Raw genomic sequence first — 23,935 nt, 5'->3', positions numbered from 1 at the left:
AAATCGCAATTTTGTCCATTATAGTGGCAAGTTCGTCAATGTTAAAGCATCCGCAAAACAGCGAGAATAAAAGTACAAACCAATCGATGAATACAACAACGAGGTTATTCAGATGAGCAAGAAGGTCCCACTTTTTATTGATGGTGAATTTATTCAGTCCACCACCGACCAATGGATCGATGTCACCAATCCAGCCACTCAAGAAGTGATCGCCCAAGCGCCGGTCGCGACGCTGGATGAAATGCAGCGGGCGGTTGCAAGCGCCAAAAAAGCCTTTTTAACTTGGAAAGAAGTGCCAGTTTCTGAGCGGGCGCGCGTAATGATGCGTTATCAAGCGTTGCTGAAAGAGCATCATGACGAAATTGCGACAATTTTAGCGAGTGAAACCGGCAAAACCTTTGATGATGCCAAAGGCGATGTGTGGCGTGGAATTGAAGTGGTGGAACATGCTGCGAATATTCCTTCGTTGCTGATGGGCGAAACTGTTGAAAACGTGGCTCGTGGCATTGATAGCTATAGCTACACCCAACCGCTTGGGGTGTGTGCGGGCATTACCCCGTTTAACTTCCCAGCCATGATTCCGCTGTGGATGTTTCCCCTCGCCATTGCCTGTGGTAACACCTTCATTTTGAAGCCGTCGGAACAAGATCCGCTCACCCCCACAAAATTGGTTGAGTTATTTGAGCAAGCTGGCGCTCCTAAAGGGGTTCTGCAAGTCATTCATGGTGGCAAAGAACAGGTGGATTTCCTGTTGGATGAGCCCGCTATTAAAGCCATTTCGTTTGTCGGTTCCGTGCCGGTCGGGCAGTACATTTATCGCCGCGGTACTGAAAACATGAAACGTGTGCAAGCGTTTGCTGGGGCGAAAAACCACTGTGTGATCATGCCTGACGCTAATAAATCCCAAGTGATTAGTAATTTAGTGGGGGCTTCCGTTGGGGCAGCTGGCCAACGCTGTATGGCTATTTCGGTGGCCTTGTTTGTTGGCTCTGCACGTGAGTGGATTCCAGAAGTTGCCGCCGAACTCGCGAAAGTGAAGCCGGGTGCATGGAACGATACCAATGCAGCCTACGGTCCGTTAATTAGCCCGCAAGCAAAACAGCGGGTGGAAAACTTCATTTCACAAGGTGTTACGGAAGGCGCTGAGCTTCTGGTTGATGGCCGCAACTGTGAAGTGGAAGGCTACCCCAATGGCAACTGGGTGGGACCAACCATGTTTAGTGGCGTGACCACCGACATGGAAATTTACAAGAACGAAATTTTTGGTCCGGTATTGTGTGCGATGGAAGTCGATAGCCTGGATCATGCCTTAGCGGTTGTGAATGCAAACCCGTACGGGAATGGGACGTCGATTTTCACCGCCAGTGGTGCTGCCGCACGGAAATATCAGCACGAAGTCGAAGTGGGTCAAGTGGGGATTAATATTCCCATTCCGGTGCCATTGCCGTTCTTCTCATTCACCGGTTGGAAAGGTTCGTTCTTTGGTGATTTACATGCTTATGGCAAGCAAGCGGTCCGCTTCTATAGCGAAACGAAAACCATCACCGCACGTTGGTACGAAAGTGATATTGCCGACGTAAGTGGCCCAAACATGACCATTCATTTGAAGTAAAAGGATGTAGTGATGGACTTTAATTTAACTGACGACCAGTTGGCCTTTGTCGATACGGCACGTGCGTTTGCTGAAAAAGAATTGAAGCCGTTCGCTGCCGAATGGGATGAAACAGCACATTTTCCGATCGAAGTATTCCGGAAAGCAGGTGAAATGGGCTTTATGGGAATGTATACCCCAGAGGCTGCAGGTGGGTTTGGTATGAGCCGCCTTGATGCTGCGCTTATTTTTGAGCAATTAGCCATGGGATGTACCGCAACGACTGCGATGATGACCATTCATAACATGGTGACCTGGATGATCGGCTCCTTCGCCCAAGCTGAATTGATTGAGCAGTGGGTGCCGGAGCTCGTGACCGGTGAAAAACTGGGGTCTTATTGCTTGACTGAACCCGGTGCAGGTTCCGATGCGGCAAGTTTACGAACCACTGCTAAGCGTGACGGAGATGACTATGTCTTGAATGGCTCCAAAATGTTTATCTCTGGTGCCGGCAGTACCGATGTGCTGGTCGTGATGGCACGCACGGGAGAAGCAGGCCCACGCGGCATTTCAGCATTTATTGTGCCTGCCGATGCGCCTGGAATCAGTTATGGCAAAAAAGAAGCGAAAATGGGTTGGAACGCGCAACCCACACGTCTGGTGACCTTTGAAGATGTGCGCATTCCTGCCAACCATATTTTGGGCCAAGAAGGCGAAGGCTTTAAGTTTGCCATGATGGGGCTGGATGGCGGGCGCATTAATATTGCCGTGTGCTCGGTAGGCACCGCGCAAGCAGCCTTAGAAACAGCCCGTCAATACATGCATGAGCGCAGTCAATTTGGCCAAGCCTTAGCGCAGTTTCAAGCGTTGCAGTTTAAACTCGCGGATATGGCGACGGAACTTGTCGCAGCACGGCAAATGGTCCGGTTGGCGGCGTTTAAGGTGGATACCAATGATCCTGATAAAACCACCTATTGCGCGATGGCAAAACGCTTTGCAACAGACGTGGGCTTTCAGGTGTGTAACGAAGCGCTACAGATTCACGGTGGCTACGGGTATATCAAAGAATACCCATTAGAGCGACATGTCCGCGATGTGCGGGTGCACCAAATCTTGGAAGGCACCAACGAAATTATGCGAGTGATTATTGCTCGCCGATTGTTAGCAGATATGGACCGAGCCATCCTTTAAGGGTGGCTTTGTTGTCATTGAAGGAGAAGATAATGGATTCCGTTATTTTGTTCGATGAGCTCGAAGCCAATCACGGCAAACGCATTGGTGTGGTGACACTAAACTCAGAAAAGTCACTGAATGCGTTAAGCTTACCGATGATTCAAGGTTTTTTACCAAAACTTGAACAATGGGCCGCAGCTGATGATATCGCTTGTGTGGTGTTGCAGGGGGCGGGCGAAAAAGCCTTTTGTGCCGGCGGCGATATTGTTTCCATGTATCACGCGATGAAATCTCAACCGGGTGTTTTAGTCGAGGAAGTGGCGGACTTTTTTAGTCAAGAATATCGCCTCGATTATGCCATCCACACCTTTCCCAAGCCGTTCATTGTTTGGGGCCATGGCATTGTGATGGGTGGGGGAATGGGGTTGATGAACGGCGCGAGTCATCGGATTGTGACCGAACGTTCCTTATTGGCTATGCCTGAAATTACCATTGGCTTGTATCCCGATGTAGGGGCCACGCACTTTCTCAATCAAATGCCAGCAGGGTGTGGGTTGTTTTTAGGACTGACTGGGGCGCATATGAATGCAACGGACGCGCTGTTCTTGAATTTGGCAGATCACTTTGTAGCAAGCACCAGCAAAGCCGACGTGATAAATGGTTTGCAGGCCATTCAATGGGGCGATACTGCTGCGTTAAACCATGAAAAAGTGACCGACTTACTGAATCAATTCAGTGCGCGGGATGGCGCATTGCGTCCAGCCAGTCAGGTGGAAGCACAGTTACCCTTACTGAAAAAACTAACGTCAGGGCCGGATGTGGTGAGCGTGGTACAGCAAATTCTAGCAGATAACACGGACGATCCATGGGTGACGCGGGCGCGTAACAATCTTGCCGGGGGCTGCCCGATGACTGCTCATATTGTCTGGAATCAGTTGCAACATGGCGCTGATTTAAGCTTGGCTGATTGCTTCCGGTTAGAACTCACCTTATCGGTTAATTGTGCGGTGAAGGGTGATTTTGCCGAAGGCGTCCGGGCGTTGTTAATCGATAAAGACAAGCAACCTAACTGGCAACATGCCTCAGTGGCCGATGTTGAGGCAGAAACCATCGATGAATTTTTCACCTCGCCTTGGGACGCTGCGGAGCATCCGCTGGCACACTTAGGCCAATAACCAACAATAACACATTGCCGGAGTGAATCATGGCACAAGTAGGATTTATTGGATTAGGTAATATGGGTGGCCCCATGGCGGCCAACCTAGTTAAAGGCGGACATCAGGTTCGCGTATTTGACTTGTTGCCGGCAGCACTTGAGGCTGCCGTGGCGGCGGGGTGTGATGTGGCGGCGTCAGCAGGCGCGGCAGCTCAGGATGCAGATTTTGTCATTACGATGCTCCCTGCTGACCACCATGTTCAAACCGTTTATCTGGGTGAGCAAGGGCTGGTTCAACAGGTGGCTGCAACAGCCTTAGTGATTGATTGCAGTACCGTTAGTGCGGCTACGGCACAAGCTGTTCATGAAGCATTTGCTGCGCGTGGGGTCGCATTTATTGACGCGCCGGTTTCAGGAGGCGTGGGCGGTGCTCAAGCGGGTACCTTAACCTTTATTTGTGGCGGTGAAGCCAGTGCAGTCAATCGTGCGCATGAAGTTTTAACCCATATGGGGAAGAATATTTTCCATGCTGGGGCTGCTGGAGCCGGACAAATTGCCAAAATCTGTAACAACATGCTGTTGTCAGTATTGATGGTCGGAACCTCGGAAGCATTGCAGCTTGGCATCGCGCATGGGTTGGACGCCACGGTGCTGTCGGAGATCATGGCTAAAAGCTCAGGTAGTAATTGGACGCTAGATGTTTATAATCCCTGCCCAGGGGTCATGGAGAAAGCACCTGCCAGTCGCGATTATGAAGGCGGCTTTTTGGTCGATTTAATGAGTAAGGATCTCGGGTTGGCTCAGCAAGCTGCATTAGCCAGTGGGGCAATGACTCCAATGGGGGCACTCACCCACAACTTATATCGCAGTTGGTCTGCATTAGGCCACGGGCGGAAAGACTTCTCCAGCATTTTCAAGTTACTTGAAGCGAAACAAAAATAACGGAACTCAGTATGAAAATTTCGGCTAGTACCATTGTAATTACAGGTGGAGCGCAAGGGTTAGGGCGTTCAATGGCAGAGCATTTTGCTGCTGACGGTGCCCAATTGGCGTTGATTGATATGAATGCTGATACCCTGCGTGAAGCGGAGCAAATTTGCTTGAGCAAAGGTGCCAAGCAGGTCAAAGGTTATGTGGTGGACGTGACCGACGAAGCCGCTGTTGAAGCAGTATTTAATCGTATTATTGAGGATTTTGGCAGTATCCAGGTGCTCATCAACAATGCTGGCATTCTCCGTGATGGCATGCTGATTAAATGCAAAGATGGCGAAATCACTCATAAAATGCCGCTGGAACAATTCCAGTCGGTGTTGGATGTAAATCTAACCGGCAGTTTTCTGTGTGGCCGTGAAGCAGCAGCACATATGGCAAAGGCCAACCAAGGCGGGGTGATTATTAACATCTCTAGCGTGGCTCGTGCAGGTAATATTGGCCAAACCAACTATGCTGCAACCAAAGCCGGCGTGGTGGCGATGACGGTCACTTGGGCTCGTGAGCTTGGGCGATTTGGCATCCGTTGCGGGGCGATTGCACCTGGCTTTATTGAAACACCCATGACCGCACAAATGAAACCAGAAGCCGTTGAGCGAGCGTTGGGAATGGTTCCCTTGCGGCGCTGGGGACAGCCAGATGAAATTGCACACAGCGCCCGTTATATCATCGAAAATGACTTTTTCAGCGGCCGTGTGATTGAAATCGATGGAGGCGTTCGTCTGTAATTAGATCATGCGTAAATTACCCCCACTGAATGCTCTGAAAGCCTTTGAAGCCGCTGCCCGTCATTTAAGTTTTACCCGGGCAGCGGAAGAGTTGTACGTGACGCAAGCTGCGGTCAGCCATCAAGTAAAAGCGTTGGAGGAGTTTTTGGGGGTGCAATTATTTTTGCGCCGTAATCGTTCGTTGTTACTGACGCCTGAGGGGCAAACCTATTACTTAGAGCTGAAAGAAATTTTTGACCATATTGTGCAAGCTACCGACAAGGTCAGGTACGCGAGCCAACGTGGTTCATTGACCATTTCACTGCCGCCGAGTTTTGCCATTTTATGGTTTGTTCCCCGGCTGAATCGGTTTCGTGAAGCCTATCCCGATATTGACGTCAGGATTCGAGCAGTTGATGAAGTCGATGGTTCCTTAACGGAAGACGTCGATGTAGCGATTTATTATGGCGCAGGCAAATGGCCGGGGCTGAAAGCTTACAAACTTCACAACGAATATCTGATTCCCGTGTGTTCCCCCAATTTGTTAAAAAGTCATATTCCCCTGCGTGAGCCGCGTGATTTATTGAATCATACGCTGCTTCATGATGAAACACGAAATGCTTGGAAAGATTGGTTCAAATTGGTCGGTATTGATAAAAATAAAGGCGATAACGGACCTATCTTTAGCCACTCCAACTTAGCTCTTAAAGCTGCCGTTTATGGTCAAGGGGTGGCGCTGGCGAACAACGTGTTAGTGAAGCCGGAAATTGATGCAGGGCATTTGATTCAAATTTTTCCTGACGCGTTACCACGGGAAAAATCCTTCTATTTAGTCTGCCGTGAATCTCAAGCAGAAGTAGGTAAAATTGCGACGTTTCGACAATGGATCCTGCAAACCGTTGAAGAGGAAGAAGATAGCTATGAAAGCTAGCCAACGGGTCGCTGTCCATCGTGATAACCCTAGCGGGTCCGTCCGGGTAGTGTTTGCCCATGGCGCCGGTGCGGGGTTGCAGAGCGACTTTATGCAGTTCTTTGCCTTGGCGTTAGCATTGAATGATATTGAAGTTGTGCGTTTTAATTTCCCTTATTGGCAACAATTCATGGATACCGGCGTGCGCCGACCACCCCAACGAATGCCAGCTTTATGCCATTCAATGGCCACTGTGGTTACCCAATTTGATGATAATAAACCCTTGTATTTAATGGGGAAATCCATGGGTTCACGGGTTGCGTTTCAAATTGCCGATACACTGGGAGCAAAAGCTGCGATTGCTTTGGGGTTTCCGTTTCATCCCGTGGGTAAGCCCGAACGTTTGCGCATTACTGAATTGCAAAATCAGTGTGTCAATAACTTAATCCTGCAAGGAACCCGTGATCCATTTGGGAAGCCCGAAGAAGTTGCAAGTTACCCCTTGCCTAAGAATGTGACCTGCCATTGGCTCGCTGGCGGGGATCATAGTTTCGAACCCACCCGCCGCAGTGGTTTATCTCGTGAGGTTTTATGGCAAGAGGCGGTCGATGTCGTGGTACAATTTATCCAGCACGTTGAGCGAACGTCTTAAGGGGAAATCATGAACGGGATACTAGCCTACTGTCGGCCAGGGTTTGAGAGTGACTGTGCGGCTGAATTGCAGGATAAAGCAGCACGACTGGGCGTGTTTGGTTATTGTCAAACGCAGCCACAACAAGGGTATGTAATCTATCGTTGTCAGCCAGAAGAAAGTGAACACCTGGGGAAGAAACTGTTATTGCGGGAGCTGCTCTTCACCCGTCAATTTATTGTGATTTTGGCACATTTGCGCGAGTTGCCCACCACCGATCGGGTGAGTGCCATTCAAGTTGCCTTGCTGGACGATGAGCTGAGCGAACTGTTCGCTGCTATTAAACCGGCTGGCAGTTTACGGGTGGAAGTGCCTGACACCAACGATGGTAAAGAATTATCAAAGTTTTGCCGTAAGTTCACGGTGCCGTTACGCCAAGGCATGCGAGTGATTGACTGGTTAACTCCAGCGGAATCGGATCGTCGCCCTACCTTGCATGCGTTTTTCTTGAGTAATCAGGAACTGTATCTTGGTTTTTCGTATTCGTTTAATCAGTCGCCATGGTTGATGGGAATTCCGCGACTCCGTTTTCCGAGTGATGCACCGAGCCGTTCCACCTTAAAACTCGACGAAGCCTTTCAAGTATTTTTGCCCGCAAACGAGCGCGAGCAACGGGTTCAATCGGGGATGAATGCGGTGGATCTCGGCGCCGCGCCAGGGGGCTGGACCTATCAACTGGTCCGCCGCGGGATGATGGTACAGGCGGTTGATAACGGGCCCATGGCTGAGAGCTTATTGGAAACCGGGCAGGTAAAACACATTCGTGAAGATGGCTTCAAGTTTCGCCCGAAGAAAAAGAATGTGACTTGGCTCGTGTGTGACATGGTTGAACAACCGAGTCGAGTGGCGGCATTGATGACGCAATGGGTGATTGACGGGGATTGCCGAGAAGCAATTTTCAATCTGAAGTTGCCGATGAAGCGGCGGTATGCAGCTGTTACAGAATATTTGGAGCAGATGCGAGAAACTTTGGCGATGGAAGGGCGCGGAGCGTTTGAAATTCAAGCGAAGCATTTATACCACGACCGTGAAGAGATTACCGTGCATCTGCGTATGGTTCCGTCCTCGTAATTATTAACGAACCAGACCGGTGACAACGCATGAAGAAAAGCCCGCTGATGAAAATCGCGGGCTTTTTGTTTGCTGAGAGCGCTTTTTCTTCGCGCAGAACGCTTATAATCGCTCAATAATGGCTTGCGTAAACTCGGTGGTGCCGCCGGTGCCACCCAAATCTCTGGTGGTACGGTCACCGCTGGCAATGACATCGGTCACCGCAGCTAAGATACGCTTGGCGTGATCTTGCATGCCCAAATATTCCAGCATTTGGATAGCACCCAAAATAACAGAGGTTGGGTTCGCTAAGTTTTTACCAGCAATGTCCGGTGCAGAACCGTGCACCGCTTCAAAAATTGCTGATTGGTCACCGATATTGGCACCTGGTGCCAAGCCAAGCCCGCCGACCAAGCCCGCACAAAGATCCGATAAAATATCACCGAATAAGTTGGTGGTAACAATAACGTCGAACTGCTCTGGATTCATCACCAACTTCATGCACACCGCGTCCACAATCATTTCTTCTGATTGAATGTCTGGGTACTCCGCTGCGATTTCACGAGCAACTTTTAAGAACAGGCCGGACGTTGATTTCAAAATATTGGCTTTGTGAACCGCAGTGACTTTTTTACGGCCTTCACGGCGAGCCAATTCATACGCAAAACGCACGATACGCTCAGCCCCTTGGCGGGTAATTTGACTGACTGCTTGGGCTTCTTGGCCATCGTCTGAGACCACTTGTCCCAAACCGGAATACATTCCTTCGGTATTTTCACGAATGGTAATGATATCAATGTCTTCGTAGCGCGCTTGAGTGCCTTTAAATGATTTCACAGGACGCAAGTTAGCGTATAAATTAAAGTGCTTGCGCAAGCTAACGTTAATTGAAGTGAATCCTTCACCCACGGGTGTGGTGAGTGGACCTTTCAAGGTGGCTGGATTGCGAGCAATGGCATCAAGGGTTGCTTGGGGCAACAGCTCACCGGTCTTTTCTAGCGCACTTAAGCCAGCATCGGCATATTCATAAGTAAAATTACAGCCGGCTTTATCTAGAATTTTAAGGGTGGCGTCAATGATATCAGGACCAATTCCATCACCTGGAATTACGGTAATTGTGGTGCTCATGGGGGTACCTTCTTACTTCTCAAGGAGGGGAAATCGAACAAAATCAGATGTTATTGTACCTGATTTTGTTCGATGGACTGCGGTAAACCACCATTAAAATGATTGATATTCACTATAAGCGTCTGCACCCCAAGCAATGAGTTTGCTGTCTTTAAAGAGCAGGGGAGTGCATTCATCACGCGTGGTGATGCCATCTGATTTGACGTGATGGGTGCGATAAAAAAGGATTAAAATCTCACCACTATCGGTGACTTTTGCTTCACTAATATCAGGCGACCCCAACAGACGAATGACATCATCACGTGGGGTGCCAAGGTTTAACCGACCGATTTGCTTCAAGTTAAAGGTCTCACGCTCTTGCCAGCTCATATTTTCTGGATCCGCCTGATAGAGCTGCAACACAATGGCTGTCGCAGCAAAGTAAACGGCAAAACCAATAATCACAATTTTGAGCATTTTTGACACGAACGAGAGCCTCCTAATAACCGATTAATCGGTAACCACACGATAGCAGGGATGATACACCGAACCAGGGAGTTTCATCCGTCCTTGTTCGACGAACGCCTGTAACAATACGTCCAATTTCTTCATCAAGCCCGTGTCCCCGTGAATTTCGAACACGCCATACTCTCGAATGGCACGAATCCCATCGTCCTTCACGTTGCCTGCCACAATGGCCGAAAAAGCGCGACGTAAATTGGCCGCCAGCTTTTGCGGTTCTTGATTATAGTGCAGATTTAAGTGACGTACATTGTCGTGGTTTGGCACAAACGGCCGCTGAAACTCTTCGTCGATATATAAGGTCCAGTTAAAGCTGTACGAATCACCGGTGGCGCGACGATACTCTTTCACGTCGGCCACGCCTTGGGTCATTTTACGGGCGACGGTAACAGGGTCTGCCACAATGATTTCATAGAGTTTACGAGCTTCTTCACCCAAGGTAGCGACAATGAAGTCGTCAATGGCATCAAAGTAGCCACGGCTGCATTCTGGGCCGGTTAGGATAATCGGATACACCTGACGTTGGTTATCTGGGTGCATCAGAATGCCAAGGATATAGAGCAGTTCTTCGGCGGTTCCTGCACCACCTGGGAAAATCACAATCCCGTGCGCACAGCGCACAAAGGCTTCCAAACGTTTTTCGATATCCGGCATAATCACCAGTTCGTTCACGATCGGGTTTGGTGGCTCTGCGGCAATAATGCCTGGTTCGGTAAGACCGATATAGCGCACATCGGTAATACGCTGTTTCGCATGACCAATGGTGGCCCCTTTCATCGGGCCTTTCATGGCACCAGGACCACAGCCGGTACAGATATTGAGATCACGCAAGCCGAGTTGATAGCCGACTTCTTTGGTGTATTTGTACTCAATTTCACTGATGGAGTGACCACCCCAGCAGACAATGACGTTGGGTTCTAAGCTTGGCTGGACCACTTGGGCGTTGCGTAAAATATCAAACACAACGTGGGTGAGGGTATGGGTATCCGCCGAGTCGAGTGTTTGGGCGTTGTAACGCTCTCCAGTGTAAAGAATATCGCGGAGTACGGCTTCCACTAATTCCTGCATACCCACAATTAACTTGCCGTCCACGAAGGCGTCTGCGGGTGGATTGATAAGCTCTAACAACACTCCCCGTTCGCAACGCAAAAGGTTCACATCAAAATCGTGAAATTTATCAAAAATTTCTGCACTGCTATCGGTCGTACTACCAGCGTTCAACACCGCCAAGCAGCAGTTACGGAATAATCGATACAGTGCTTCGTTATTGCTTTGTTTGAGTCGATTAATTTCAAGCTGTGAAAGTAAGCTCATGCTGCCACGTGGCGCGATTGTATATTTCTTCATAAACTATCCTATCAGTCGTTATTGGCGACACAACCGTGCGGATTGTGGGGTGGGTTCAAAATCAGAACGAAACGGATTAATGTCTAGCCCCCCACGACGTGTATAACGTGCATACACGGTGAGTTCGCTCGGTTTGAGTCGCGTTTTAATATCCATATAAATCCGCTCAACGCATTGCTCATGGAACTCATTATGTTGTCTAAATGAGATGATGTAGCGCAATAAAGCGGCGTGATCAATGGCTGGGCCTCGGTACCGAATGAGTACGGAACCCCAGTCCGGTTGGTTGGTGATTAAGCAATTTGATTTCAACAGGTGACTATGGAGGGTTTCCTCGACCATGTCTGTTGAAGCTAATTGCAATAATTCGGGACGGTACTGGTAACAATCAATCGTCAATTCTTGGTGATCGAGGCAATGGCCTGGTAGTTCACCAAAGGCTTGACGTTGTGCTTGTGCCAGGGTGTTTAACACCACGGTAACCGGTGCTCCTGCGCATGCTGAAAGGTCGACCGTCAGTTGCTCTTGTACCTGTTCCCAGCTTGCCCAGCGGGTGTCATTGTAACTATTTAAGTAGAGCTTGAATGACTTGGATTCAATGAGATTCGGGCTGTGACAGGGAACCCGAAACTCTGCCACGGCCACTTGTGGCAACCCTTTTTGGTCCAACCATGAGAGTTCATATCCGTGCCAAATATCGTCGCCTTGAAAGGGTAAGGGTTGCCCCTCAGCGAGCCCAATGGGGGTCCGATTTAATTGCCGAGGAACGGCTTGTAATAAGGCAGCATCATAATGCTCAGGATAAACGGTGGGTTGGCCTAAGTTTAAATGATCAAGAGTTGGGTTCTTCAAATTTAATTACCTGTTACACTACTTAAATAAAACGCAGCAGACCATTGTAGCCTTGCTGCTCTCGAGATTCCAGAAAAACACTTTAAAGAGAATGTGATGTCGTTAGCAATTGAGCTTGATAATTTCATCCGCCGTTATGTTGCGGCCTATAGCGCGGCCCAAGTGGCACTACTGACGGAACACTATGATGAATGGCAAGCGCCTATTTATGGGGCTGCTGTTACGGACGAATGGGGCCAGTGGCAGCCGATTCGGCAGACCGAGATATTCCAATTTAAAGGGCTCGCACATGCGTTAGAACAGCCATTGCATACTGATCTCGATATTTTCTTTGGCCGCTGGTTTGCTGCCGACTTATTCGCTTCGTACGCGGATCATCCATTACTATTGTTACAGAATCATTGCACCGAGGACGGCGAGCGGTTACAAGCCAACTTAGCCGGACACGTATTAATGAAGCGTCGCCTGCGTCAGCCAATCACTTGTTTTATTGGCTTGGCTGAAGAATCTGAAGATCTGCTCATCAGCGTAGATAATCAGACGGGACAGGTAGGGTTAGAGTTTGTTGGGCAACCGCAGCATGAAATATTAGCCCCCTCGTTGGCTCAGTTTTTAAGTGAATTAGAACCACGGGTGGTCGACTTAACAACAACTCCAGCAACGCAATAGTAGCATAATTGATCGAGATCAAGTAATTTGAGGATGGTTGTTTATTCACCAAGGCACCATAGCGTGCACTGGTTATTGTCTATTCACAGGAATAGGAAGGACACCTCATGCCCACAATTCAAGCGACTCAACTCCGTGACGGGCAACTGACGTACTTGGTCGCAGAAGACCTCAAGTTAGCTGCCTCGTTACTGTATCAAGCGTATTATGATGATGCGTTATTTATGTCTCTTTTCCAAGCGGATAAACCTGATTACGAACAACGATTAAGAGCGGCAATCCGTGAAGAATTACTGGCGTTTTGGGATGCTAAACAGCCCATGTTTGGGGTTTATGATGGGGATTCCCTCATTGGCGTCGCCTGTTTAACGCAACCTGGGAAGAGCTTTGGCCCGGGGAAGTATTGGCAGTGGCGTTTGAAAATGTTGCTTACCGCTGGCTATGTGAGTACCAAGCAATTATTAGAAAAAGAACGACTCATTCAAGCTGCCATTGGGGGCGATGATTTTCATATGTTGGCGTTTTTAGCTGTCAGCCCACGTTATCAACAACAAGGATGGGGCGACTTGCTGGTGCGAGCTGCACAAACGGCCATGGAAGAAGAACCGGCATCACGCGGGCTCGCGGTGTATGTCACTCATCCCGGGTTTTTAAGCTTGTTCAAAAATCATGGCTATCAAACCATTGCGGAACTAGAAGTGGGGCAAATTAACGGGCAATTGTTATTTCAATCCCGTGAACAGGCCCAGGGGGTGGATCATGCAGTTTAATCGATTCCGCGACTTTTATCCCTATTACTTAGCGGAGCATGCCGACCGTCGCTGTCGCGCGCTGCATTATATCGGCAGTACCTTGGTGCTGGTGGTGTTGGCCTATGCCGTGCTCACTCAACAATGGCTCTGGTTAGTGCTGCTGCCTATCTTAGGGTATGGGTTTGCATGGTTTGGCCATTTTGTGTTTGAGAAAAACAAACCTGCAACGTTTAAATACCCATTGTATTCATTGCTTGGGGATTGGGTGATGTATGGCCAGTTCCTATTGCGATTGGTCGGGATTAAGGTAGGTCCGACTCCGCCGGCAGCCGATAAGGTGGCGTCGTAATTTGCACCAAACGTAAGTTAAGGAGCGTGGCGGAACCAACATAACGAGTTTCGCCATCGCTGCTGAAGCGAAACTCATAATGACTGAGCCAGCCCACATAACGTCCTCGCTTTGCTGGATATCCCCGTTGCCACGCACAATCTAACAACTGCAATTGATGTTGCTGACAATACCGCTCAATGTAGCGGCGTGCCTGCTCCGCCTGGCGTCGACCTAACCAAAAGAGGTAGCCGACCCAGACAATCAAGAGCAATAAAATAACGTCGAGAAGGATCATGTGCTGTGGGTACCAATAAATTGTTGCCAGGCTTGATACAGCACTGCGGGCAGGTCATTGCGTTGCAATAGGCTTAGCGCAGCGACCCGAGTACTCGGAAGTTGCAACAAATCACGCACCAAACCGGCAAATAAGGCGGGGTTGTTTTGTTTCGCCACTTGCATCAAATAGCGCTCTAATCTTGGGCTGCTGTGTGCGAGTGCGGGCCAATGCCGGGCCGCAATAATGACCAGTTCATCAACCGAGGCTTGTTCCAGTTGCTGCTCCCAGCTTTCATACACGGTCGCTTGTAACGCGCAGCCTGCTAACGCGCGGAGTGCATTGAGCCGCACCGCGGCCGGTGCTGTGGGTTGCTGCATAAGCTGCTGTAGTTGATTCGCTAGCAGTGGGGGTGGCACGCCGTGCTCTAAGGCTTCGGTCACGGCATTTTGCAGCGGTTCGGGATAATGAGCAAAATGGTTCGCAATGGCCTGGCAGGTGCTGGAGTTCGGTTCTAAACGCGTGATGACGTCATGAATTCCTTGCAAGCCAATTTGTTGCCAACCCTCGGCACTGGGCTGTTCCAATTCAGCTTTTGCTAAATCATAGAAGGCTGACGGTGCATGCTGCCAATGATGGGTGAGTTTGGCATGAAAAGCGGCTCGTTTTGCCTCAGCGGGCAAAAACAGGTAAGGGGATTGCTGGAGCTGTTGTTCTTGCTCGGGCGTTAACGCATGAGTTAATTGTTGCCCCAGTAATGCCAGCACTTGGGCAATAAATTCCTGTTGTGCAAGATGATTGAGTAACCCGCGTTCATCTAGGGGGAACTTTAAAAACCAAATAAATGGTTCTGCCGGTTGTTGGGCGCCCCAAAACACGACCGCAAACCAAGCGTGGTGCTGCAAGGGGTAAGGGTAGGGGCGTTGCTGGGCACAGATTTCGGCAAATTCTGTGACCGCAATGGGTTGGACAATTCGCCCTAAATCATAAATGAGATAATCACTTTGGCTGCTGTTTAACAGTTCAGCGAGATTCGTTATGGTCATGAAACTTGCAACATGGGTCATTTTGCTTAAAGATGGTGGTATTATAACTAAAATAAGTCGTGGAGGTAGTCATGGACCAACGACAACGAGCTGCTCGATTATTAGAACGTATTGAAGCTGAATTAAATTGTTTGGGACTATGGCAGACCCATTATCCGCCAGCCCAAGCTTTGGAAAGCGCAGAACCCTTTGCGATGGACACCCTGGATTTTCACCAGTGGCTGCAATTTATTATGATTCCCCGTATGTGGGCGATGTTGGATGGTGAGCACCCGCTGCCACAAAATATTGCGGTCAGCCCTATGGCAACACACGTATATCGTGATCAACTTGAGCAACATGACGGGTTAATTGCGAGCCTTCGCGAATTTGATATCTTACTCAGTGGAACTGATCCGCTCGCCGATGACATTTAAACCGATGGAACCTCTTTCAATCCTGTATCAGGATGACTTTCTGATTGCCGTGGATAAACCGAGCGGTTTACTGGTGCATCGCAGCTGGATTGCGCGGGACGCGCAGGAATTTGCCTTGCAACGGGTGCGGGATCAAATTAACCAACGAGTGTATCCGGTGCATCGTCTTGATCGGCCCACCTCGGGCATTTTGCTGTTTGCAAAAGATCCGGAAACCGCACGCTTAATGATGCCGCTATTCAGTGGCCGCCAAGTTGAGAAAACTTATCATGCCGTGGTGCGCGGCTATTTGAATGACGGAACCCTTGATTATCCGCTCCAAGAAGAGCTGGATAAAATTGCTGATGCGCAAGCCAATCCCGACAAAGCAGCGCAAGAAGCCGTGACTATTTATCGTTGCTTGGAACGGATTGAACTGCCTGTGGCGGTAGGCAAGCGGTACGCAAGCTCACGTTATTCCTTGATGGAATTGACCCCGCTGACTGGGAGGAAGCATCAGCTACGGCGCCATATGTCTCATTTGCGACACCCAATTATTGGTGATACTCGGCATGGCGATGGACGGCATAATCGTTTTTTCCGGGAGCAATTTGGCTTACAGCGCTTATTGCTAGCAGCGACAGGTTTGCGTTTTTCACATCCCCATACAAAATCGGCAGTTCATATTGAACTGCCGATTCCAGATGACTTGCTTCGTGTATTCCGGACGCCTATTCAGCCGAGCGAAGAAGTTCGTTAATTCCCACTTTCGCTCGTGTTTGGGCATCCACTTTTTTAACAATGATGGCTGCATACAAACTATGGGTACCATCGCTTGCCGGGAGCGAGCCGGGTACTACCACGGAGCCCGCTGGCACACGTCCGTAGTAAATTTCGCCAGTTTCCCGATCATAAATGCGGGTGCTTTGACCAATATAGACCCCCATGGAAATGACTGCGCCTTCCTCGACAATCACCCCTTCCACAATTTCTGAGCGGGCACCGATAAAACAGTTGTCTTCAATGATGGTGGGGGTGGCTTGTAACGGTTCCAACACCCCACCAATACCGACTCCACCAGAGAGGTGAACGTTGCGCCCGATTTGGGCACAGGAGCCAACGGTGGCCCAGGTGTCGACCATGGTACCATCGCCCACGTAGGCGCCAATATTGACGTAAGAAGGCATTAATACCACATCACGGCCAATGTAGGAGCCATGACGCGCCATTGCAGGCGGTACAACGCGCATCCCTTCAGCGCGAAAACGGGCGTCGTCGTAGTTGGCAAATTTACTCGGTACTTTGTCAAAAAACCGAGTTTCACCGCCTTCCATCACTTGGTTATCGTGTGTGCGGAAGGTGAGTAACACGGCTTTCTTTAACCATTCATTGACCACCCATTGGCCGTTTACTTTTTCTGCCACACGATATTCGCCGCTGTCTAATTTTTGCATGACATCCGCTAAATCCCGTTGTAATTCAGCGGGAACTTGGCTGGGAGAAATACTAGCGCGGTGTTCAAACGCTGCTTCAATACGTTCTTGAATAGTGCTCATAAGGTTTCCTATAACTACTTAATAATCGAGTGCGGCAATAATTTTGGCTCGTAATTGCTGTTTCTGTTCGGGGGTCAACCCTTCGTGACGACGTGTTGAGACAATGAACACGTCTTCTGCTTGTTCGCCGACCGTAGTGATTTTAGCGGCTAGAATTGTTAAGTCCAACGTTTGCAGCACTTTGGCTACTTGCGCGACCAGTCCTGGCCGATCCAGTGCGGTTAATTCGAAGGTCGTGCGCCGAGGATGACGCTCGCTGACAAATTCCACCCGAGTTGGCACGTGGAAATTACGCAGCAGTCGAGGTAAGCGCCGCTGACCGTGGGGCGCTGGGATTCGTTTCCGTAACACGTCGTGTAATTGTTGTTTGAGCGCTTCAATGCGGCGCGGATCGGTGAGTGGCTGTCCATTTTCCTGCAACACCACAAACGTATCCATCACATACCCATCACGGGTCGCTAAAATTTGTGCGTCATGAATACTCAACGCGTGGCTGGTCAAGACTGCGGCGATGGCAGCAAACAAGTTGTCATGTTCACGATGGTAAACAAATAACTCGGTGGTGCCTTGGTTATTTTCATCACCAATTAAAATAAGCGGTAACTGTTCATCGGATTCTAATTGAATAATGTGTTGGGAATGCCAGGCAATTTGTTCCGGCTGATGGCGTAAAAAGTAGTCTGCCGTAAAGCGACTCCATAACTCATTCATGGCATCCGCCTGATACCCTAAACTGAGCATTAACCCCATGGCATGAGCACGGTGTTGCTGAATGCGGCTTCGTAATTCGGTTGCGGCGGTTGGCTTTTGCTGCGCCAAGTATTGCGTCGTGGCGTGGTATAAATTTTCCAGCAAGGTTGCTTTCCAATTATTCCATAAACTTTGGTTGGTGGCGCGAATATCGGCCACAGTTAAGCAATACAGATAATCCAATGAACGTTGATTGCCTATTTGGGTAGCAAACTCTGCAATGACATTAGGGTCGTGAATATCCCGTTTCTGTGCCGTCACCGACATCAGCAGGTGATGGCGGACTAACCATGCCACGAGGGCTCCATCTTGTTCGTCTAATTGATGTAATTGAGCAAAGTGCTGGGCATCTTGCTCGCCTAATTCTGAATGATCGCCGCCGCGTCCTTTGGCGATGTCATGGAATATACCTGCCAAATAAAGTAATTCGGGTTTCTCCATGCGCGTTACCAGCTCGGCGCAGAGCGGGAACTCCTGTTGATGTTCGGGCTGTGTATAGCGAAATAAATTACGCACCAAACGATAGGTATGCTCATCCACGGTATAGGCATGAAACAAATCAAATTGCATTTGCCCAACAATTTGCTGCCATTGAGGTAAATAATGGGCCAAAATTTGATGTTGGTGCATTAACCGAAAGGCGGTGCCGCAGCCACGTGGGTGTCGCAATAATTGTAAAAACAGTGCCCGACATTCGGGATTATGACAGAGAGGTTGTGTTAGCTGGCTGCGCGCATGTCGTAATTGGCGCAGTGTTTGTGCATGTAATTGCTGAATTTCTGGATGATCGGCCACCACGAGCAAACAGTGCAAAAAGTCCGTTTCCGCGCTAAATACGTTTGTATGACGTGCTGCTAGCAAGGTCCCCAATTGTTCAAACTGCTCGGTCAGGATGCGGGGCGGCGCTGCCGTGTTGGCAAGGATACTTTGATCAAACAACTGCAATAGCATGTCATTGAGTTCGATCACCCCCACCACGGCTTTAAAATAGTCCTTCATCATGGCTTCAACGGCGGCTTTGCCGGCTTCACCATAACCTAATCGGGCGGCAACGGCGGGTTGGTATTCAAACAGCAAACGGTCTTCTTTGCGTTGGGTTTCTAGGTGTAACGCAAAGCGAATGCGGCTCAACAGCTGCTGGTATTCTTGTAGCTCAAGCTGTTCTGCCGCCGTAATAAACCCGTGTTGAACTAACGGGGCCGCGGATTGGGTATGGAAATGACGTTGTGCAATCCAATAAATCGTTTGAATATCCCGTAACCCACCTGGTGTGCTTTTGACGTTCGGCTCAAGATTATAAGCAGTGCCATGGTAACGCTGATGGCGCGCTTGTTGTTCTTGGTATTTGGCTTGGTAGAAGGCAGCGCTTGACCACGGGAATTGCTGTTGCAGCAATTGTTGCAATTGTCGCGCAAGCTGCGCATCACCACAGAGCAACCGCTGCTCGAGTAAGCTGGTTGCAACGGTCACATCAAGGGCAGCTTGCTCCAAACATTGGGCTGGAGTTCGTACACTGTGCCCCACATCGAGGCGAAGATCCCAAAGCAATTGGATCAACTGCCGAATTTGCTGTTGTTGCGAGTCGGTGAGTGGTTCGGAATGTAAGAACAGTAAATCAATGTCAGATTGAGGGAAAAGACTTTCACGACCGTAGCCGCCTACGGCAATCAAGCAAAGATCGTGGGAGCCTAAGTCAAACTGGTGCCACAATTGTTGCAGCAGCCGATCAATAAATTGGGCGCGATGGCTCAGTAACCCATCGATATCAGCAGTGAGAAACGCCGTGGCAGCCCATCGGTCATAATGTTCCAGGCAAGACCGCCCCGTGCTGAGTTGAATTGGCAACGGCCAGTCAGGCGGGGCGGTCGTTATCATTGATTAACTCGGATGACGGATAATACGGGGGAGATCTTCATCGTTACGAAGGGTTAATACTTCGACCCCGTCTTCAGTGACTAACAGGGTGTGCTCCCACTGTGCGCTTAAACTGCGATCTTTGGTGAGGACCGTCCAACCATCACGCATGAGTTTGGTTTGCCGCTTGCCAGCGTTCACCATTGGCTCAATGGTAAAGCACATGCCCGGTACAATGAGATCACCCGTGCCAGCGGTACCATAGTGTAAAATTTGTGGCTCTTCGTGGAAGCCCGCGCCAATGCCATGGCCACAGTATTCACGCACAATGGAGTAACCATGTTGTTCCGCGTGCTTTTGAATCGCTTCCGCAAAATCGCCAGTGCGAATGCCAGGCTTCACCATTTTAATGGCCAAATAAAGGCACTCTTTGGTGACTCGCATGAGGCGCTCGGCAAGAATGCTGGGCTCCCCAATGACAAACATTTTTGAGGTATCGCCGTGATACCCGTCCAGTTTAACAGTGACATCTAAGTTCATGATGTCACCATTCTTTAATGGTTTTTCATTAGGAATACCGTGGCACACCACGTGATTCAGTGAAGTACACACTGACTTTGGGAAACCGTGATAATTAAGTGGCGCTGGGATAGCGCCCCGCTCGACGATATAATCGTGGCAAATACGGTCAATTTCAGCAGTGGTGACCCCAGCCTGAATATGGGGCTCAATCATTTCGAGCACTTCGGCCGCTAAGTGACCTGCAGCGCGCATTTTTTCAATTTCTTCAGGCGTTTTAATCGGAATACTCATAAACGTCAGCTTACCTTTTAAACGGCGTTATTTTAGTCGTTAGTTTACCAGTAAAGCGGCCCAGCGTGAAGTGGCGAAAAAGCGCGTTAAAAGTTGCGTAACGCATGCTTTTCGTGGTATAAAGCGCCCGCAGTTTCTAATTGCATTCATTGATTTCATGAAAACACACACATACATCGACACATAGCTCGGGGTGCCGGGGCAATAAAGCCGCTGGTCGAACTATGGGATGTATGGAGGCATAACCCCTTAAAAAGGAAAATTACTATGGCAAACGTGTCAATGCGTGACATGCTAAAAGCTGGTGTTCACTTCGGTCACCAAACCCGCTTCTGGAACCCAAAAATGAAACCATACATTTTTGGTGCTCGTAACAAAATTCATATCATCAACCTTGAGAAAACTGTTCCGATGTTCAACGATGCGTTGAACTTCTTGCAACACGTTGCTGCAAACAAAGGAAAAATCTTGTTTGTTGGTACCAAGCGTGCGGCATCTGATTCGGTTCAAGAAGCTGCAGTAAGCTGTAAGCAGTTTTATGTCAATCACCGTTGGTTAGGTGGTATGTTGACGAACTGGAAAACTGTTCGTCAATCAATCAAGCGTTTAAAAGAGCTTGAGACCATGAGCCAAGACGGTACGTTCGAAAAGCTCACCAAAAAAGAAGCACTGGTTAACACCCGTGAAATGGAAAAGCTTGAGAAGAGCCTCGGTGGTATCAAGGATATGGCGGGCTTACCTGACGTCTTGTTTGTAATTGATGCGGATCATGAACACATCGCTATCAAAGAAGCAAACAACCTCGGTATTCCTGTGATTGCAGTAGTTGACACTAACTCAAACCCTGATGGCGTTGATTACGTAATTCCTGGCAACGACGACGCGATTCGTGCAGTTCAACTGTACTTGAATGCGGCCGCAGCAGCTATCAATGATGCACGTGGTGCAAACGTTGAAAGCTTGGCTGATGAATTTGTTGAAGCTGAAGAAACCGAATAAGTCATCTGATTAGAGGGCAAAATAAATGGCTATTACAGCAGCTCTGGTTAAAGAACTGCGCGAGCGCACTGGCGCTGGCATGATGGATTGCAAAAAAGCATTGGAAGAGACCGGCGGCGATATCGAAGCGGCGATCGAAAACATGCGTAAGAGCGGTCAAGCGAAAGCAGCTAAAAAAGCTGGTCGTATTGCTGCGGAAGGTGTAATCCTGACTAAAACCGAAGGAAACGTTGGTACTTTGGTTGAATTGAACTGTGAAACGGACTTCGTTGCGCGTGATGAGACCTTCTTGTCATTCGGTAATCAAGTGATCGAAGCGGCATTCGCAAACAAAGAAACGGATGTTGAAAAGCTGAAAGCAACCAACATCGGTGACGGCACCGTTGAAGAAGTTCGTGAACTATTGGTTGCTAAAATTGGCGAAAACATGAACGTACGTCGTGTCTTCACCATCGAAGCAGGCGATCTGGTTGAAGCTTATGTACACGGTGGCCGGATTGGCGTATTGGTCGCGATTAGTGGCGGCGACGCTGAATTAGCGAAAGATATCGCCATGCACGTTGCAGCAAGCGTACCACAGTTCGTTAAGCCAGAAGACGTGTCAGAAGACGTGGTTGAGAAAGAGCGTGCGATCCAATTGGATATCGCGATGCAAAGCGGTAAGCCAAAAGATATCGCCGAGAAGATGGTTGAAGGCCGGATGCGTAAGTTTACCGGTGAAATCAGCTTAACGGGTCAACCATTCGTGAAAGACCCAGCAATCACTGTCGGTGACTTGTTGAAGCAGAAAGGCGCTGATGTTCATGCTTTCGTTCGTTTTGAAGTAGGCGAAGGTATTGAGAAGAAAGCAGAAGACTTTGCTGCTGAAGTACAAGCGCAAATGGCGGCCGCACAGAAGGCGTAATGCCAATGTCTGTCCCCACGACGCATAACAGTCGATAATGAAACCGCATTCTGCTCGGCAGAATGCGGTTTTTTTATAGGGTGAAGCCCTTAAAAACCTGAACATGGAGCGAACTGATGACACCAAATAGCAAAGCTGCCTACCGCCGTATCTTGTTAAAACTCAGCGGCGAAGCATTAATGGGTGATGAACCATTTGGAATAGACGCAAAAGTTTTAGACCGCATGGCTCAGGAAATTAAAGAATTAGTTGAACTGGGCGTCCAAGTTGGACTCGTCATTGGTGGTGGGAACCTGTTCCGTGGTGAAGGCTTGGCAAAAGCTGGAATGAACCGCGTGGTAGGTGACCATATGGGAATGTTGGCAACGGTCATGAATGGTCTGGCGATGCGGGATGCGCTCCATCGTGCGTTCGTCAATGCCCGTTTAATGTCAGCCATTGAACTGAATGGCGTGTGTGACGGCTACAACTGGGCCGATGCCATTAGCTTGCTAAAATCGGGCCGTGTGGTGATTTTCTCTGCGGGCACTGGCAACCCTTTCTTTACGACTGATTCAGCTGCCTGTTTGCGGGGCATTGAGATTGAAGCAGATCTCGTGTTAAAAGGAACCAAAGTGGACGGGGTTTACTCCGCCGACCCAGTGACGGATCCGAATGCGAAATTGTTCCGAAAAATTAGTTATAATGATGTGTTAACCCAACAGTTGAAAGTGATGGATTTAGCTGCATTCACATTAGCACGTGACCATAATTTGCCAATTCGGGTATTTAATATGAATAAACCCGGCGCATTAAGAGCCGTGATTCTTGGTGAAGAAGAAGGTACACTGATTGCTAACGAAAGTGTGATTGCGCAAACCGATTAATTTCCGTGTAGTTTCAAGAATCGAAAGGAAAACAACGTGATAAACGAATTAAAGCAAGATGCCAAGCAGCGTATGGAAAAAAGTGTTGAAGCGCTGCGTAACCAAATTTCAAAAGTACGAACCGGCCGTGCGCATCCGAGTTTGCTTGACGGCATTATGGTTCCTTATTACGGTACTGATACGCCACTTCGTCAGCTTGCTAATATCACCGTCGAAGATGCTCGCACACTCGCGATCACTGTCTTTGATAAATCTGCAAGTGGCGCTGTTGAAAAAGCAATTTTGACGTCTGATTTAGGCTTAAACCCAGCGGGTGCAGGAAGTGTTATCCGGGTACCCTTACCACCATTAACTGAAGAGCGTCGTCGTGATCTGGTGAAGCTGGTACGTGCCGAAGCAGAGCAGGGGCGTATTGCTGTACGTAATATTCGTCGTGATGCGAACAATGATTTGAAAGAATTATTGAAAGAAAAAGAAATCACGGAAGATGAAGAGCGTAAGGCCGCGGAAGAAGTTCAAAAGTTAACGGACACCTATATTGCGAAAATTGACGAAGCCTTGGCGGAAAAAGAAAAAGATCTGATGGAAATTTAACCGGTTAAAGGTTTCCCCCGTTGGTCAATGGCGCCG

General features: G+C 49.0%; 26 protein-coding genes. 17 read left to right on the top strand and 9 right to left on the bottom strand.

The features are described from left to right. Positions 1-112: 112 nt before the first annotated feature. From BLP64_RS01635 to rlmM, 8 genes are read left to right on the top strand one after another with little or no spacing between them, the layout of a single operon-like run. Positions 113-1,612: a CoA-acylating methylmalonate-semialdehyde dehydrogenase gene (locus tag BLP64_RS01635; protein WP_092591065.1), complete on the top strand. Its 1,500-nt coding sequence runs from the start codon at positions 113-115 to the stop codon at positions 1,610-1,612. A 12-nt stretch (positions 1,613-1,624) separates the two neighbouring features. Continuing rightward, positions 1,625-2,782 (top strand): acyl-CoA dehydrogenase family protein, encoded by a 1,158-nt coding sequence (locus BLP64_RS01630; RefSeq protein WP_092591063.1) that lies wholly within the window; start codon positions 1,625-1,627, stop codon positions 2,780-2,782. 32 nt (positions 2,783-2,814) lie between these two features. Continuing rightward, positions 2,815-3,939: an enoyl-CoA hydratase/isomerase family protein gene (locus BLP64_RS01625; RefSeq protein WP_092591061.1), complete on the top strand. Its 1,125-nt coding sequence runs from the start codon at positions 2,815-2,817 to the stop codon at positions 3,937-3,939. Positions 3,940-3,968: 29 nt separating this feature from the next. After that, positions 3,969-4,862, top strand: coding sequence for a 3-hydroxyisobutyrate dehydrogenase (mmsB, locus tag BLP64_RS01620; RefSeq protein ID WP_092591059.1), 894 nt, complete (start codon positions 3,969-3,971; stop codon positions 4,860-4,862). 11 nt (positions 4,863-4,873) lie between these two features. Next, complete coding sequence (locus tag BLP64_RS01615; RefSeq protein ID WP_092591057.1) at positions 4,874-5,638, top strand: SDR family oxidoreductase; 765 nt, start codon at positions 4,874-4,876, stop codon at positions 5,636-5,638. Positions 5,639-5,642: 4 nt separating this feature from the next. Beyond that, entirely contained in the window at positions 5,643-6,548 is a 906-nt protein-coding gene (locus BLP64_RS01610) for a transcriptional regulator GcvA (protein WP_176754882.1), read from the top strand. After that, complete coding sequence (locus tag BLP64_RS01605) at positions 6,538-7,179, top strand: alpha/beta family hydrolase (RefSeq protein ID WP_092591053.1); 642 nt, start codon at positions 6,538-6,540, stop codon at positions 7,177-7,179. Before BLP64_RS01610 ends, BLP64_RS01605 begins: the two co-directional genes overlap by 11 nt. 9 nt (positions 7,180-7,188) lie before the next feature. After that, the gene (rlmM, locus tag BLP64_RS01600; protein ID WP_092591051.1) at positions 7,189-8,289 is read left to right on the top strand and encodes a 23S rRNA (cytidine(2498)-2'-O)-methyltransferase RlmM; all 1,101 of its coding nucleotides are present in this window, start codon (positions 7,189-7,191) and stop codon (positions 8,287-8,289) included. 102 nt (positions 8,290-8,391) lie between these two features. Here rlmM and BLP64_RS01595 read toward each other — a convergent pair whose 3' ends face one another. The 4 genes from BLP64_RS01595 to queF all read right to left on the bottom strand — a co-directional run bounded on the left by BLP64_RS01595 (position 8,392) and on the right by queF (position 12,096). After that, positions 8,392-9,396, bottom strand: a complete 1,005-nt coding sequence (locus BLP64_RS01595) for an isocitrate dehydrogenase (RefSeq protein ID WP_092591049.1) — start codon at positions 9,394-9,396, stop codon at positions 8,392-8,394. A 93-nt stretch (positions 9,397-9,489) separates the two neighbouring features. Then, positions 9,490-9,852, bottom strand: coding sequence for a DUF3192 domain-containing protein (locus BLP64_RS01590; RefSeq protein ID WP_092591047.1), 363 nt, complete (start codon positions 9,850-9,852; stop codon positions 9,490-9,492). 33 nt (positions 9,853-9,885) lie between these two features. After that, positions 9,886-11,244 (bottom strand): nucleotide 5'-monophosphate nucleosidase PpnN, encoded by a 1,359-nt coding sequence (gene ppnN, locus BLP64_RS01585; protein ID WP_092591045.1) that lies wholly within the window; start codon positions 11,242-11,244, stop codon positions 9,886-9,888. An 18-nt stretch (positions 11,245-11,262) separates the two neighbouring features. After that, positions 11,263-12,096, bottom strand: coding sequence for an NADPH-dependent 7-cyano-7-deazaguanine reductase QueF (gene queF / locus BLP64_RS01580; RefSeq protein WP_092591043.1), 834 nt, complete (start codon positions 12,094-12,096; stop codon positions 11,263-11,265). A gap of 96 nt (positions 12,097-12,192) precedes the next feature. Between queF and syd the strand changes: the two genes are divergently transcribed. The 3 genes from syd (at position 12,193) to BLP64_RS01565 (ending at position 13,866) form a co-directional block, all read left to right on the top strand. Next, entirely contained in the window at positions 12,193-12,765 is a 573-nt protein-coding gene (syd, locus tag BLP64_RS01575; RefSeq protein ID WP_092591041.1) for a SecY-interacting protein, read from the top strand. Positions 12,766-12,872: 107 nt separating this feature from the next. Then, positions 12,873-13,535, top strand: coding sequence for a GNAT family N-acetyltransferase (locus BLP64_RS01570; RefSeq protein ID WP_092591039.1), 663 nt, complete (start codon positions 12,873-12,875; stop codon positions 13,533-13,535). Continuing rightward, entirely contained in the window at positions 13,525-13,866 is a 342-nt protein-coding gene (locus tag BLP64_RS01565; RefSeq protein WP_092591037.1) for an Mpo1-like protein, read from the top strand. Before BLP64_RS01570 ends, BLP64_RS01565 begins: the two co-directional genes overlap by 11 nt. Here BLP64_RS01565 and BLP64_RS01560 read toward each other — a convergent pair. Continuing rightward, positions 13,820-14,143 carry a DUF3301 domain-containing protein gene (locus BLP64_RS01560; protein ID WP_092591035.1) on the bottom strand — a complete coding sequence of 108 codons (324 nt, stop codon included), beginning with the start codon at positions 14,141-14,143 and terminating at the stop codon, positions 13,820-13,822. The genes BLP64_RS01565 and BLP64_RS01560 overlap by 47 nt on opposite strands. Then, positions 14,140-15,168, bottom strand: a complete 1,029-nt coding sequence (locus tag BLP64_RS01555) for a DUF3549 family protein (RefSeq protein ID WP_176754877.1) — start codon at positions 15,166-15,168, stop codon at positions 14,140-14,142. The genes BLP64_RS01560 and BLP64_RS01555 overlap by 4 nt, the downstream gene beginning before the upstream one ends. Before the next feature lie 71 nt (positions 15,169-15,239). Between BLP64_RS01555 and BLP64_RS01550 the strand changes: the two genes are divergently transcribed. Together BLP64_RS01550 and truC are read left to right on the top strand one after the other, a co-directional pair. Continuing rightward, positions 15,240-15,584 (top strand): YqcC family protein, encoded by a 345-nt coding sequence (locus BLP64_RS01550; RefSeq protein WP_092591031.1) that lies wholly within the window; start codon positions 15,240-15,242, stop codon positions 15,582-15,584. Continuing rightward, complete coding sequence (gene truC, locus BLP64_RS01545; RefSeq protein WP_233340076.1) at positions 15,574-16,323, top strand: tRNA pseudouridine(65) synthase TruC; 750 nt, start codon at positions 15,574-15,576, stop codon at positions 16,321-16,323. Before BLP64_RS01550 ends, truC begins: the two co-directional genes overlap by 11 nt. Here the strand turns inward: truC and dapD are convergent. Genes dapD through map form a run of 3 tightly spaced genes read right to left on the bottom strand, consistent with a single transcriptional unit; the run spans position 16,295 to position 20,536 of the window. Then, positions 16,295-17,119, bottom strand: coding sequence for a 2,3,4,5-tetrahydropyridine-2,6-dicarboxylate N-succinyltransferase (gene dapD / locus BLP64_RS01540; protein ID WP_092591029.1), 825 nt, complete (start codon positions 17,117-17,119; stop codon positions 16,295-16,297). The two genes, truC and dapD, sit on opposite strands and share 29 nt — an antisense overlap. Positions 17,120-17,137: 18 nt before the next feature. Then, positions 17,138-19,744: a [protein-PII] uridylyltransferase gene (gene glnD / locus BLP64_RS01535; protein ID WP_092591027.1), complete on the bottom strand. Its 2,607-nt coding sequence runs from the start codon at positions 19,742-19,744 to the stop codon at positions 17,138-17,140. Positions 19,745-19,747: 3 nt separating this feature from the next. Further along, positions 19,748-20,536 (bottom strand): type I methionyl aminopeptidase, encoded by a 789-nt coding sequence (map, locus tag BLP64_RS01530; protein ID WP_092591025.1) that lies wholly within the window; start codon positions 20,534-20,536, stop codon positions 19,748-19,750. A gap of 267 nt (positions 20,537-20,803) precedes the next feature. On the opposite strand from map, the gene rpsB reads away from it, so the two are divergent. The 4 genes from rpsB (at position 20,804) to frr (ending at position 23,899) form a co-directional block, all read left to right on the top strand. Further along, positions 20,804-21,535: a 30S ribosomal protein S2 gene (gene rpsB, locus BLP64_RS01525; protein WP_092591023.1), complete on the top strand. Its 732-nt coding sequence runs from the start codon at positions 20,804-20,806 to the stop codon at positions 21,533-21,535. Between the two features lie 25 nt (positions 21,536-21,560). Beyond that, positions 21,561-22,439: a translation elongation factor Ts gene (gene tsf / locus BLP64_RS01520; protein ID WP_092591021.1), complete on the top strand. Its 879-nt coding sequence runs from the start codon at positions 21,561-21,563 to the stop codon at positions 22,437-22,439. Between the two features lie 116 nt (positions 22,440-22,555). After that, complete coding sequence (gene pyrH, locus BLP64_RS01515) at positions 22,556-23,305, top strand: UMP kinase (protein ID WP_092591019.1); 750 nt, start codon at positions 22,556-22,558, stop codon at positions 23,303-23,305. 72 nt (positions 23,306-23,377) lie between these two features. Then, positions 23,378-23,899 carry a ribosome recycling factor gene (frr, locus tag BLP64_RS01510; RefSeq protein ID WP_407681257.1) on the top strand — a complete coding sequence of 174 codons (522 nt, stop codon included), beginning with the start codon at positions 23,378-23,380 and terminating at the stop codon, positions 23,897-23,899. The last annotated feature ends 36 nt before the right edge of the window (positions 23,900-23,935 follow it).

The organism is Pseudidiomarina indica, from assembly GCF_900104245.1.
GTDB classification, from domain to species: Bacteria; Pseudomonadota; Gammaproteobacteria; order Enterobacterales; family Alteromonadaceae; genus Pseudidiomarina; species Pseudidiomarina indica.
The sequence above is the reverse complement of the archived record's forward strand: the minus strand, read 5'-3'. Positions and strand labels throughout refer to the sequence as shown.

Coding starts and splice junctions, on each gene's coding strand:
- BLP64_RS01635 (WP_092591065.1), top strand. CDS start 113: ATGAGCAAGAAGGTCCCACTTTTTATTGATGGTGAATTTATTCAGTCC.
- BLP64_RS01630 (WP_092591063.1), top strand. CDS start 1,625: ATGGACTTTAATTTAACTGACGACCAGTTGGCCTTTGTCGATACGGCA.
- BLP64_RS01625 (WP_092591061.1), top strand. CDS start 2,815: ATGGATTCCGTTATTTTGTTCGATGAGCTCGAAGCCAATCACGGCAAA.
- mmsB (WP_092591059.1), top strand. CDS start 3,969: ATGGCACAAGTAGGATTTATTGGATTAGGTAATATGGGTGGCCCCATG.
- BLP64_RS01615 (WP_092591057.1), top strand. CDS start 4,874: ATGAAAATTTCGGCTAGTACCATTGTAATTACAGGTGGAGCGCAAGGG.
- BLP64_RS01605 (WP_092591053.1), top strand. CDS start 6,538: ATGAAAGCTAGCCAACGGGTCGCTGTCCATCGTGATAACCCTAGCGGG.
- rlmM (WP_092591051.1), top strand. CDS start 7,189: ATGAACGGGATACTAGCCTACTGTCGGCCAGGGTTTGAGAGTGACTGT.
- BLP64_RS01595 (WP_092591049.1), bottom strand. CDS start 9,396: ATGAGCACCACAATTACCGTAATTCCAGGTGATGGAATTGGTCCTGAT.
- BLP64_RS01590 (WP_092591047.1), bottom strand. CDS start 9,852: ATGCTCAAAATTGTGATTATTGGTTTTGCCGTTTACTTTGCTGCGACA.
- ppnN (WP_092591045.1), bottom strand. CDS start 11,244: ATGAAGAAATATACAATCGCGCCACGTGGCAGCATGAGCTTACTTTCA.
- syd (WP_092591041.1), top strand. CDS start 12,193: ATGTCGTTAGCAATTGAGCTTGATAATTTCATCCGCCGTTATGTTGCG.
- BLP64_RS01570 (WP_092591039.1), top strand. CDS start 12,873: ATGCCCACAATTCAAGCGACTCAACTCCGTGACGGGCAACTGACGTAC.
- BLP64_RS01565 (WP_092591037.1), top strand. CDS start 13,525: ATGCAGTTTAATCGATTCCGCGACTTTTATCCCTATTACTTAGCGGAG.
- BLP64_RS01560 (WP_092591035.1), bottom strand. CDS start 14,143: ATGATCCTTCTCGACGTTATTTTATTGCTCTTGATTGTCTGGGTCGGC.
- BLP64_RS01555 (WP_176754877.1), bottom strand. CDS start 15,168: ATGACCATAACGAATCTCGCTGAACTGTTAAACAGCAGCCAAAGTGAT.
- BLP64_RS01550 (WP_092591031.1), top strand. CDS start 15,240: ATGGACCAACGACAACGAGCTGCTCGATTATTAGAACGTATTGAAGCT.
- truC (WP_233340076.1), top strand. CDS start 15,574: ATGACATTTAAACCGATGGAACCTCTTTCAATCCTGTATCAGGATGAC.
- dapD (WP_092591029.1), bottom strand. CDS start 17,119: ATGAGCACTATTCAAGAACGTATTGAAGCAGCGTTTGAACACCGCGCT.
- glnD (WP_092591027.1), bottom strand. CDS start 19,744: ATGATAACGACCGCCCCGCCTGACTGGCCGTTGCCAATTCAACTCAGC.
- map (WP_092591025.1), bottom strand. CDS start 20,536: ATGAGTATTCCGATTAAAACGCCTGAAGAAATTGAAAAAATGCGCGCT.
- rpsB (WP_092591023.1), top strand. CDS start 20,804: ATGGCAAACGTGTCAATGCGTGACATGCTAAAAGCTGGTGTTCACTTC.
- tsf (WP_092591021.1), top strand. CDS start 21,561: ATGGCTATTACAGCAGCTCTGGTTAAAGAACTGCGCGAGCGCACTGGC.
- pyrH (WP_092591019.1), top strand. CDS start 22,556: ATGACACCAAATAGCAAAGCTGCCTACCGCCGTATCTTGTTAAAACTC.
- frr (WP_407681257.1), top strand. CDS start 23,378: ATGGAAAAAAGTGTTGAAGCGCTGCGTAACCAAATTTCAAAAGTACGA.